We start from the raw sequence: 12,315 nt of genomic DNA on the forward strand, positions 1-12,315 counted from the left end.
ACAGTTTAAAACGCATCCCTCTACTTGTCAACCAAGAGCGGAAAATTATAATTATTTTTACTCTCTAATAGTTGAATAACTTCTTTTGCTTTTTGTATCGCTTCTTCTAGAGAATGGATTAAACGATCCGTTACTGTAACAATATCTTCGTACTCTCCAGGTGTATCTAATATTACTTTGATGTTTAATTCTTTTGATCGTTCTGCTGTATTGAAAAGTCGAAGTATGGCACTCATTGAATAGTGCGCAGCTCGTAAGGAACGAATAATCTTCATTCTATTTAATTCTCTTTCAGTATACATGCGATAGCCATTCGGTAATCTGGGAACCGTTAATAAACCATTTCTTTCCCAGTTCCTTAGGATTTCAGATGATAAATTCAACAATTGAGTGACCTCACTCCGAGTATACGTCTGATTAGACAAGGATTCATTGCCACTGAGCCATTGTTCAACCAATTGAATAGCTTCTAGGGCTCGCTGATATTCCTGTTCAAGATGAGCCAAATAGTCATGGGCAAGTTTAAAGGCCAGCTTGAAATCTTTTTTACCACTAGCTTCAACAACCGCACGTGCTTTTGCTCGACTATGACCTTGAATAATCTCACAATGAAAAGCAGTTCTTGCGATTTGAAGCTGAAATAAATGGAGCTCCGAAAATACTCGGTATCCATTATCTGTACGAGGAACAAGTGAAATATACTTCCACTCCTCATAAATGCGAACGGTATTCGGATGTACGTTAACAAGACTCGCGATTTCTTTGGTGCTATACATCCGTACGCCTCCTTCACTTCCATTTAAAAAATTTGATGGTGCCACCTAAACCCATCAATATACATAAACCAAGGATAATAACACTAATGAATATTTGCTGAATAGGCTCTCCTATCGAAACTTGTTTCAGTAAATGAATGCCATGCGCAAGAGGGAGAATATCCATTATCCATTGGAACAATCGTGGCATAATTTCATATGGAATCGTTGCGCCCGAAAATAGAAGCATTGTAAAGTAAGCAACGGAACTCCATAAATTTGCAGATTTCTGATCAGGCACAATACTGCCAATGAATATTCCAATACTGTACATCGCACACACAACAAATGCATAAGTGAGCAGAAAGACTCCCCATGAACCTCTCATTTCATAATCAAATAATAAAGTATATACAATAGTAACGCCAATAAATGAAACAAATGCTGAAGATAATTGAATAACGACTTGTGCAAATAAAATATGCAAGGGGGATACAGGTGTTACTTGGAATCTTTTTAAAATTCCCCGGTGACGATAGTCAGCAATGGTAAGGGGTACACCCATCACGCCTGTCGCGAGTACTCCAATACAAATGACAGCAGGATAGGAGATTTCAAACATGGATGCTCCGCTAGTAGATACATCTTTACTCATGACATATCCAAAAAGAGTCGCCAAAGTGATCGGGAGTATGATCCCGAATATGAGTATATCCATGCCTTTCCAAACAAGCTTGCCCTCAATCTTTAGTAGTGTCCAAAATAATTTCATTCCCATTCCTCCTCACCCGCAAAATATAAATAAGCATTCTCTAATGTTGCTTGTCCGCTAAGAGTAATAATTTCTTGAACGGAACCAGAGGCGACTGTTTTCCCATCTTTTAAAATGATTAAATGATCGCAAAGAGCTTCTACTTCGTCCATATAATGAGAGGTGAGTACAATCGATAGACCTTTTTCTTTCATAGTCAACAGCTGCTTCCACAGCATCTTACGCGCTTTAGTATCAAGACCCGTTGTTAGTTCATCTAAAAAGACGAGCTGAGGATTGGGCAAAAGGGCCAACAAAACAGCTAAACGCTGCTTTTCACCACCTGATAGTAACTTTATTAACTGTTTTTTCTTTTCATACAATCCAAAGGTAAGAAGTAAAGGATCGATAGCTTGTGGTTTTTTGTATAAAGCACGCCATTGGATACACGCTTCTTCAATAGTTAAGCGATCTTGAAAATTCGTATCCTGGAATTGCACGCCAACTTTTTGAAACACTTCCTTTCGTTCTGTTATTGGCGATTTCCCAAGTATAACGAGCTCTTGAAAAACACTTTTCTCGATACCTAAAATCGCTGCAATACTCGAAGATTTCCCCGCTCCATTTGCACCTAGTAAACCAATCACCTTACCTTCGCCTAAATAAAAGCTTAAATTCTGGACAGCAATTTTATCTCCGTAGCGTACAGAGAGCTTATTTACGGATAAGACCATATCCCCACCTCATTTCAGATATTAGGTTTACACTATATCAAATGAAGTAAAGGCTGGTGTTATATTGGAGGGTTTGTTTTTTGGAAACAAAAACAGAGGAGGTCAGTTCATATTACGAACTAACCATCCTCTGTCAGATGATAATAATTTCTAAAATCCTACAACCTTATTTTTTCTTTTTAACACCACTTATCCTAGTCCCTTGAGGGATTGAAATAAACTGGCTCTTTGATACACCAATAAGCTGTGAAGTGTAAATACTTGAATGTCCGGAGAATAAGTAACTCACCACGCAAGCAATGAACATATAAATGGCACCTTCCGAACCAAACAGCTCGATCCCCATTAAAAAGCAAGCGATAGGCGTGCTAGTAGCTCCGCAGAAGACAGCAATAAAACCGAGCGCAGCCAAAAAGGGACCATACACATGTAATATTCCAGCCAAGGTATTGCCTAATGTGGCTCCAATCGCAAACAACGGAGTAACTTCACCACCCTGAAAGCCTGTCCCTAAAGTAAAGGCGGTAAAAATCAGCTTCCATAAAAAAGCGAACGGCGAGACTTCACCCTCAAATGAATCCTGTATTAATGGGATACCGAGACCCAGATAATCGCGGGACCCGACAATGAATACTAACGCAATGATTATTAATCCACCTATGGCACCTTTTAACATTGGATTGCTGATCATGGAGGTGAAGGTTCTTTTTAGAAAATGAGTCAGTTCACTAAAAAGAATACTCACGAGGCCAAAAATTACAGAGGCCAATACCACTTTTAGAATAATGGATAGACTTAAGGCGGGAAATTCATTCACTACATAATGAGTATGATGAACGCCCCACAAACGAGTGGTGACCAAATCACCAACAAAGCTAGCTACAAAACAAGGAAGTAATGCCTGTTGGCTAATGAGTCCTATGGTTACTACCTCTAAACCAAATAAGGTTCCGGCCAGCGGTGTTCCGAAAATAGAGCCAAAGCCTCCACTAATCCCGCACATTAACAGTATTTTGCGATCCAGCGGGCTGATTTTGATTAATTTTCCAAAGCACTCCGCGAGGCTTCCTCCCATTTGTACAGCTGTTCCCTCTCGTCCGGCAGATCCGCCAAACAAATGGGTTACCAGTGTTCCGAACAATACTAAAGGTGCCATGCGTAATGGAATAGTCTCTGTACCATCCTGGATTTGTTCAAAAATAAGATTATTTCCTTTAGCGCTGTTTTTCCCGTAACGCATATATAAGAAACTAACAAGTACGCCTCCAAGGGGCAGCAAGTAAAGCAGCCATGGATGCTCTAAACGTACATCTGTTACGTAGTCTAAGCTTTTTAGAAAGAAAGCCGAGGCAGTTCCCGATAAGAGTCCAACCACACTTCCGAGTACAATCCATTTAATAAATGTACTCCAGAGTGCAAAATGACTTCTTTTCTTAACGAATTCATACCATCGTGCAGACCATTGATTCATAAAGACAGCTCCCAAAGTCAGTATAAATTAGTCCCAACAACAAAACAGACTCCTACCAGTGAAGCTCACACTGGTAGGAGTCATTAGTCTCATGAGACGGTTGAGGCGAACTCCATCGCCTTGTTAGATATTATTCTTAGTCTTCAAACTCTACGTTGTGATAGACCTGCTGCACATCTTCCAAATCTTCTAAAGCATCAATTAATTTCTCGAACTGCGCTTGAGCATCTTCAGGAAGTGTTACATAGTTCTGTGGAAGCATGTTAAGCTCAGCAACTGTAAATTCAGTGATTCCTGCATTCTTGAATACTTCTTGTACGGCATGGAACTGATCAGGCTCAGCGTACACGATAACCGCTTCATCCTCTTCCAGTACATCACGTACATCAAGCTCAGCATCGAACATCATCTCGATCACTTCATCAGCAGTTTTACCTTCCACACCGATAACAGCCGTGGAGTCAAACATGTAGGCTACTGATCCGCTGACACCCATATTACCGCCATTCTTACTGAATGTAGAACGGATCAAAGGTGCTGTACGATTAACGTTATTCGTAAGTGCATCAACGATGATCATTGAACCATTAGGTCCAAATCCTTCGTAACGAAGCTCTTCATAATTCTCATCACCGCTACCTTTAGCCTTATCCATCGCGCGGTCAATGATCGCTTTTGGTACATTGTAAGTTTTTGCACGTTCTAATACAACCTTCAAGGCCCGATTTGCTTCTGGATCAGGTTCACCTTTCTTGGCTGCTACATAAATCTCAACACCAAACTTTGCATAAACGCGACTTGTGTTAGCGTCTTTGGAGGCTTTCTTTTCTTTAATATTATTCCACTTACGACCCATATTGTTCCCGCTCTCTTTCAACATGAATTAAAAACAATTGTTACTTATTATACCCTTGATTAATAGCTCTAGTAAAGTGCACTGGTAGGTTAATCCACTAAGCTGTCACAATACACTCATAAAAAGACCCCTGAATCAGTCAGGAGTCTTCTAAAAACTATATCCAAATCTCTCGAGCTGTTTCAATTACGAGCCGTATTTTATCCCACTGCTCTTCCTCCGTTAGGATATTCCCTTCCTCGGTGGAAGCAAACCCACATTGAGTGCTTAAGCAAAGCTTCTCAATATCTACGTATTGTGCCGCTTCTTCAATACGCGCTTTAAGTTGTTCTTTGCTCTCAAGACCACCATGTTTCGTAGTCACTAGTCCCAATACTACAAATTGATCTTTAATAAATCGTAAGGGCTCAAAATCGCCCGCCCGCTCATTATCATACTCCAAGAAGAAGGCATCCACTTTAGTATTCGAAAAAAGCTCTTCGGCCACAGGCTCATAACCACCCGCCGCAAACCATGTAGAACGAAAATTGCCTCGGCATACGTGTAGTGCAATCGTCATGTCCTGCGGGCGTCTGGCAATACTCTCATTAATCAGCCTAACGTAGTCCTTAGCCAACTGATCTGGATCTATACCTCTGCTTCGCAAATGAGCCCGGTGTCTACCGCTACTTAGGGTTCCCCAAGTCGTATCATCTAACTGAAGGTATCGGCAGCCTGCGTCGTAGAACGCTTGAATTGCTGCTTGGTATACAGCAATAATATCTTGGAATAACGTTTCCTGATCCGGGTATACTTCATTCCCGTGAAAATCCTGCACAAAGTGAAATAAAGCAGGCGAAGGAATCGTCATTTTCGGAAATCGGTCACCAGCCATTTGCTTCAGATCGATAAATTGCTTGATCATCGGATGATCTTCAAAGGCAATTCGGTCTACGATTCGAAAAGATTCCGCACGCTGAGCCCCTTCCGATCTTCCTTGATTTAAGTTGATTTTCTCTGTTCCTTTAATCCCTACAAAGAAATCAAGATGCCACCAGGAACGGCGGAATTCGCCATCTGTGACCGCCAATAAACCTACTTCTTTTTCATGTTCCAAAAGCTTGGCAATTTCAATATTCTCTATTTCATAAAGCTGACTACCCGTGATTTCACCATTGTCATATTGGAGGCGGGCTGCTTTAATCTCATCCGTTCGTAAGAAGCTGCCAACGATATCGTAGCGAAAGGGTGGAGCATTTCTCTGGGTGCCAATTACGGGTTTAATCATACCGATCCTCCTACTGCTATAGTAAAAAATGATTAAGATCAAAATAACTTCCTGAAACCAAGTCATTTAAAATCTCAATATACTTTGATGCCATTACACTCGGTCTTCGATCTTTATGGGCTATCCAACCAACTGTGAATACTTCATTACTCTCAAAAGGAATCGTCTTCAGTCCATCTCCATTTAAATCAGAAGCTAGAATGCCTGTCCCCACCGTATAGCAATCCGTACCCGTTAATAAATTGGTAAGTGTCGCTCGGTCATTCACCTTAATATTCTTCTCCATTTGCGAAAAGCTTAACATTTCCTCCGAGAAATGCAGTGAATTATTCTCACCCTGTTCAAAAGTGATATAAGGGAACGGCAAAATATCATCCTGAGTAATGATTTCCTTGTTGGCTAGCGGATGTCCGGACCTGACATAAAGATGTGGATCGGTATTAAAGAGTGGCGTGAATTTCAGATTACCATCACTAAACAGCTTGTTCATATGCTTATAGTTACTCTCGTTAATATAAAGAATCCCCAAATCACTACGCAAGGTTCGCACATCTTCGATAATCTCGTAGGTTTGCGTCTCTCTCAAACTGAAATTGTATTCTGTGACATCATTTTGCTTCATGAGATTAACAAAGGCGTCAACTACAAAGGCATAATGCTGAGTGGAGATAGAAAAATAGATCGGACTGCGCTTTTTTCCAGTATAACGATTCTCCATAAGCTCAGTCTGTTCAATGATTTGGCGGGCATATCCAAGAAATTCCATTCCCTCTACGGAAATACTGATTCCACGGTTGGTCCGTTCAAAAATCGTAATCCCCAGTTCACTTTCTAACTCTTTAATGGCATTGGACAGGCTCGGTTGAGAGACAAAGAGCTTTTTTGCCGCCTCATTCATGGAGCCACTATTTGCAATTTCGATAGCGTAGCGGAGCTGCTGCAACGTCACTCCTATTCCCCCTGTTCCAGACCTGCTAATTCTGCATTCTATTTCCTGCTAGGTGATATCGTAGCATATTTTCATAAGGCAATCCAAGATATTCCTTATCTCATTATCGTATTAAGGTGTTTTAGTGTGTACGCTTCTTAGCAGCATCAATTTTAGAAGGATCAAGCCCTTTCCAAATATTCGGCATATCAACCTGCTCAGGATGCTCAAACACAAGAAAAGCTGTAGGCAAGTATCGTTCACCATATTGAGAGGATGGCTTGTTCATAATCTCATTGTCTTTTACAAGTACCGTAGAAGAACCTCCATCCAGATTAGCGGCAATTACCGCTCCGTGCTTGAGAAGGATTTGTTGCACATCATAAAGATTTGCTCCAATACTATAAGTTGGTTGTCTTCCATCGATCACAACAAAAATAATCGCCCCGTCAGCACGCTGACCCATCGCTGTTCTTGGAGCAATTCCCCAACCTTCAGCCGCGTTCTTAATCAATCCTTTTCCATTGACGATTAGACGAGGGCTAAAAGTAACAGCCTCTTGAACGCCCATTTTATTAATCTCATCTAAAGAATAATTTCCAGCAACCATTTTCCCTTGTTTATCAAGACCTACGATCTGTGTGGATTTCTTGCCGCCCAGACCGTTGTAATATAACTTACCTTGAGAGATTACAATACCAATGGGTTTAAACCCGTTACCTTTCCAGTTGGGGTCGGCGAACCCACCACCATTCACTCCGGCGATAGCACCTGTACGCTTCACCATACTAGTTACTTTCTCACCTGACCCTACCTTATTTGGAATTCCTAGACGAACTTTAGTAGGATCATTAACGATCATGACATATCCGGAATATCCGGTACCTGAGACATTCTCTATCTCGACCAGCGGCTTCTCTTTCACTTCTTCTGGTTCAGGGGTGATCGTATGTGTATCCTTTTCGACCCCCATCTCTTCAAATAGGGAGCTATATTCAGTCACTCTGTCCTTCAATCCGTCCTCGCCAATAATATATTTAGCCATGTAGCGGTGCTGTGTTGTAATCAGTGTATCAGCGATTGAATAGCGCAGATTTTTAGCCGAAGGTGCAAAGTAGAACCAACCGCCACCAGCAATCAACAAAATGAAGCAAAATAGAAACACTTTTGATAGTGTTCGAAAAAAGCTCCGTTTCTTACGTCTTTTAGTTGGTTTCTTTTTGCGTACTGTAGAACGTTGAGGTAATGATGAAGTGCTCACTTCTTTTTCCTCCCTGACTATTGCGAAATATGAAAACAAATGTCTAACCTTATCATAGACGATAAATTTCATGAAAAGTTACTATTAAGTAACAACCTAAAACAAATAAGTAACCTCCTAAAACAAAACGAGCAGGTTTCCAATAATTAGGAAACCTGCTCGCCATTAACTATCTGTTTCTTCCTGCTCCTCCACCACTACTAGCGCTACCTCCACCACCAGATGAACCGCCGCCGGAAGAACTACCTCCACCGGAAGAACCTCTATCATTGTTAGAGTAACTGCTGCTAGAACTACTGCTGGAAGAACTTGAAGAATGTCTTCCTGCTCCTCCACCACTACTGGAACCTCCACCACCACGGTTCTCGTTGCTTGAGGAGTAACGTCCTGCACCTCCACCTCTAGTAGATCCGCCTCCACCACTGTTTCCCCAAAAGCTTGACTGTGAGTTATTTGATGGTGTGTTTCTATGATGATGGTGGCGATTATGATGGTGGTGATTATAACGTCTGTGCCAACGTCTACCATAACCGTAATCCGCTTGACCGTACCAATTCCCATAACGACGAATATTTCTTGGGCTATATGGATTAATTGGCAAACCGTACATTTCAATATATTTATTGCGTCGTGAAAGACCATATCCGAACAGTAAGAGCGGACCAATTATCAATAAGTAAATTAGAAGACCTTTGCCTACACTAAGACTAGTCTCCTTTGCTGAAGTGGTTGTTGAGGAAGAATTGGTGGCTGTAGTGCCTCCACTAGCTCCCGTAGCTCCAACGGATTGATCCGCTCTAGCCAACAAGAAGCTGTACAACGCATTGGAAGTTGCCGTAGCTCCCGTTCCGTAATCTTTTTTCACAAATTGAGGTTCAAGAACGGTATCCAAAATATTACTGATCGCATCATTCGTTAGAACTTTGTCGATGTCCTTCCCTTGCAGAACATGATAGTTGTCTCCACCAATGTCTAGCACGAGCATAACATCCTTAGGGCCAGCACCAACGGAGGCAAACTTCATGTAGGTATAATCCTGAAGCGTTTTATCTCCTGCATTCTTAACAGTAACCAGGTAAATTCCACTGCCAGTTGTAGTTTTATATCTGTTACTAGATTCGTTTAAATAATCCTTAGTCACTTTTTTGAGTACACCGGCATTGTCGGATACATAGTTTTTGGTACCGACATTTTCCACCCATGTTCCACCCATTGCTTGGATAAAAGCACCATACGTCTTGCGAGCGCCATTACTATATGTTTTAGCTGCAAAATCTGGCTCAAGATATTGAGATAGAATATCTTTAATCTTACTGTTAGGCAATGTGTTCTCAATACCCTTACCTTGTACCGCCCAGTAGTCATCATCTTTTATAGAAAGCAGCAATAGAAGCCCATTATTCTTGTCCGCGGAACCAACGCCCCAGCTATTGAATAGCGAAGTTGCATACTCTTCCATTGAAACCCCATTGGTAGAATCGACTGTCACGACCACGACTTGAGCTCCCGTATCCTGATGTAATCGAATCCCATAGTTCACCATGTAATTCTCAGCTTTCTCGTCGATCACATTTGCAAAATCATTCACATAAAATGACCCGGTATGCTTAGGCACGGCCGTTTTAGCTGAAGTCAAAGCCGGAAGCAGCAGTACACTTAACATTAAAGTAGCAAGTGTGGTGAGTAGCATTTTTTTAAAAGTTCTGTAGTTCATATGTACCTCCTGATCTATCATAATCTCTTATATCTATCGGTTACGCTCAGCTTACACAATAGTTCCATTTTATTCTATTGAATAAATTACACAACGGACAAATGGAGTTGCGAATTATTGTTTTGTGTTGATTTCTTAAGAGGGACACACTGTCGCAGGTGGTAGATCGGACTCAGAGGACTCTATTTAGTTAAATTGCGGGTTTTCGGCAGACTATCGGACTCAGTTGCAACTATTTACTCAAAATCACACTTTTTAACCGCAAAAGCTAGCCAATAAGAGCTATACAGTCCGATACCGCAGCAAAATGAGCTAAAAAGCTGAAATAGCAGCTATACAGTCCGTAACAACCACTATCGGAACCTGAGATATCTTGCCAATGCCTCCAACAACAAAAAGACTCAGCCTATTGCTGAGCCTAGTTCTTTTAAGTACGCTAACATAAATTTTCATCAAATTAAGACATTACAAATCAAACAAAGAAGTTGTTAAGTAACGTTCCCCGGTATCCGGTAAAATCACCACGATCGTCTTGTCTTTATTCTCTGGACGCTTGGCGATTTGTGTAGCTGTGTAAACTGCTGCCCCGGAGGAAATCCCGACGAGTAATCCTTCTGTTTTGGCAAGGGCTCGCGCTACCCTATAGGCATCTTCATTTTTCACTTGAAAAATCTCATCGACAACCTCTTTATCGTAATTCTCAGGAATGAAGTTAGCTCCGATCCCCTGAATGCCATGTCCCTTAGGAAGCCCACCTGATAATACAGGCGAGTCAAAGGGCTCGATCGCGACAATATGTACCGATGGATTCTTTTCTTTCAACCCTTTACCTACTCCTGATATCGTGCCACCAGAACCAACACCAGCTATAAAAATGTCTACATGTCCATCGGTGTCTCGCCAAATTTCCTCTGCAGTTGTCGTTCTGTGAATTTCAGGGTTAGCTGGGTTGCTGAATTGTTGTGGAATGAATGCATGTGGAATCTCCGCTGCCAATTCCTCCGCCTTTTTCAGAGCACCGCTCATCCCTTCAGCTCCAGGTGTTAATACAAGCTTAGCACCAAGTGCAGCCATCACCTTACGGCGTTCAATACTGAACGTATCCGGAAGTACGATGATCAACGGGTACCCAAGAGTAGTTGCAGCCATTGCAAGGCCAATTCCGGTATTGCCACTTGTTGGCTCAATAATTACAGAATCCTTGTGAATTAAGCCTTTATCCTCAGCATCTTTGATCATCGCATAACCTATACGATCCTTGACGCTACCTCCAGGATTAAAAGACTCTAGCTTGGCAAGTATTCTAGCCTCAACGTTTTGAGTTGCGCTATACTTTGAAATCTCTAATAACGGTGTATTTCCGATCAGATCGGTTAAGCTCTTATAAATATTAGCCATAATGATCCGCACCTCATCTCTTAATTTCCAATCAAATTACTGAGTATTAAGTTTAGCAGGAATCACATAGGATTTTCAACTTGTTAGTTTATATCATCTGTTAGAAATCACATTAGTTCGGACTACGTTTAACTGAAACACTAGACTCTCGCACAATTAAACGCGGATCAAGCTGCACCCTTTGGTAGTCGCCCATAATATTATCCTGAATACGTTGCAAAAGAAGCTGAGTAGCTAATCGGGCTACTTCATTTCCCATGATCGAGACCGAACTAATCTGTGGACTTGTTATGGTTGTCCATGCGTTATTATCCACCCCTACCACTGCCACATCCTCAGGAATACGAACGCCTAACTCTTTAAATCGATTTACGATCCCTATAGCGACCATATCATTTACAGCATATATTGCATCTGGCATATGGGTCAGGCTATAGAAGTAATCTGCAGCTTGTACCCCAGTTTGCAAGGAGAAATCCTCTCCAAAATAAACCAAAGAAATATCCACTTGATTTAACGCCTGCTGATAGGCAAGATATCGATCCTCAATGAGATCCTTCTGAGCTCCTGCGTAAGCAATTCTAGTTCGACCAATATTGCTTAGATGTTCCATAATTAGCTGGCCCTCAAAACGTGACAGGCTTACAATATCTGCTTTCACATTCTCTGTAATGCGTTTCCCGTAGTTAATGATGGAGACAGGAACACTGGACTTATTGATTAGCTCTACCATGGTCTTTGGATAAGCAAGAGGCATGATAATGAGTCCATCAACATGTAATTTCTTGATCTCACGAATCGTTTCGAGCTCTGTCCGCGGATTTCCGGAAGTATTAATCTGAATGACTCGATATCCGTCCTGTTTAGCTGCTTGCTCCACGGACCAGGCGATATCTGGAATAATGGCATTTCGAATGTCGGGAACGGCCAGAGCAATTTGCTTCGTTTGGCGAATCTTCAGACTTTGTGCAGAGGTATTGGGTGTAAAACCCATCTCCTCAATCACTTGCAGTACTAATGCCTTAGTCTTGGAACTAATTCCCTCCGAATTATTAATCGCTCTTGAAACAGTGGCAATACCTACTCCCGCTCGTTTCGCTACATCCTCTATGGTTACTTTGTTTTTATTAGCCAAATCGATAGTCCCTTCATATTCGGAATCGTTTCCGTAATAACAGTT

General features: G+C 41.6%; 11 protein-coding genes and 1 riboswitch. All 11 genes read right to left on the bottom strand.

Annotated elements, in window-relative coordinates:
- Positions 1-20: 20 nt before the first annotated feature.
- Complete coding sequence (locus NSS67_RS19390) at positions 21-776, bottom strand: MerR family transcriptional regulator (RefSeq protein ID WP_339315223.1); 756 nt, start codon at positions 774-776, stop codon at positions 21-23.
- A 13-nt stretch (positions 777-789) separates the two neighbouring features.
- Positions 790-1,527, bottom strand: a complete 738-nt coding sequence (locus NSS67_RS19395; RefSeq protein WP_339315224.1) for an ABC transporter permease — start codon at positions 1,525-1,527, stop codon at positions 790-792.
- Positions 1,524-2,240, bottom strand: coding sequence for an ABC transporter ATP-binding protein (locus NSS67_RS19400; RefSeq protein ID WP_339315225.1), 717 nt, complete (start codon positions 2,238-2,240; stop codon positions 1,524-1,526). The genes NSS67_RS19395 and NSS67_RS19400 overlap by 4 nt, the downstream gene beginning before the upstream one ends.
- A 166-nt stretch (positions 2,241-2,406) precedes the next feature.
- Positions 2,407-3,711, bottom strand: a complete 1,305-nt coding sequence (locus tag NSS67_RS19405) for a voltage-gated chloride channel family protein (RefSeq protein ID WP_339315226.1) — start codon at positions 3,709-3,711, stop codon at positions 2,407-2,409.
- Positions 3,712-3,778: 67 nt separating this feature from the next.
- Positions 3,779-3,840: riboswitch (Fluoride riboswitch) on the bottom strand.
- Between the two features lie 7 nt (positions 3,841-3,847).
- Positions 3,848-4,567: a YebC/PmpR family DNA-binding transcriptional regulator gene (locus NSS67_RS19410; RefSeq protein ID WP_339320639.1), complete on the bottom strand. Its 720-nt coding sequence runs from the start codon at positions 4,565-4,567 to the stop codon at positions 3,848-3,850.
- A gap of 157 nt (positions 4,568-4,724) precedes the next feature.
- Positions 4,725-5,834 carry a 5-methyltetrahydropteroyltriglutamate--homocysteine S-methyltransferase gene (locus tag NSS67_RS19415; RefSeq protein ID WP_339315227.1) on the bottom strand — a complete coding sequence of 370 codons (1,110 nt, stop codon included), beginning with the start codon at positions 5,832-5,834 and terminating at the stop codon, positions 4,725-4,727.
- A gap of 16 nt (positions 5,835-5,850) precedes the next feature.
- Complete coding sequence (locus NSS67_RS19420; protein ID WP_339315228.1) at positions 5,851-6,783, bottom strand: LysR family transcriptional regulator; 933 nt, start codon at positions 6,781-6,783, stop codon at positions 5,851-5,853.
- Between the two features lie 121 nt (positions 6,784-6,904).
- Positions 6,905-8,023: a phosphodiester glycosidase family protein gene (locus NSS67_RS19425; protein WP_339315229.1), complete on the bottom strand. Its 1,119-nt coding sequence runs from the start codon at positions 8,021-8,023 to the stop codon at positions 6,905-6,907.
- Between the two features lie 169 nt (positions 8,024-8,192).
- Positions 8,193-9,737, bottom strand: a complete 1,545-nt coding sequence (locus NSS67_RS19430) for a TPM domain-containing protein (RefSeq protein WP_339315230.1) — start codon at positions 9,735-9,737, stop codon at positions 8,193-8,195.
- Between the two features lie 465 nt (positions 9,738-10,202).
- Positions 10,203-11,135, bottom strand: a complete 933-nt coding sequence (gene cysK / locus NSS67_RS19435) for a cysteine synthase A (RefSeq protein WP_339315231.1) — start codon at positions 11,133-11,135, stop codon at positions 10,203-10,205.
- 112 nt (positions 11,136-11,247) lie between these two features.
- Positions 11,248-12,270 (bottom strand): LacI family DNA-binding transcriptional regulator, encoded by a 1,023-nt coding sequence (locus NSS67_RS19440; protein ID WP_339315232.1) that lies wholly within the window; start codon positions 12,268-12,270, stop codon positions 11,248-11,250.
- Between the last annotated feature and the right edge of the window lie 45 nt (positions 12,271-12,315).

The sequence above is a fragment of the Paenibacillus sp. FSL R10-2734 genome (assembly GCF_037963865.1).
In the GTDB taxonomy this organism is placed as follows: Bacteria; Bacillota; Bacilli; order Paenibacillales; family Paenibacillaceae; genus Paenibacillus_AQ.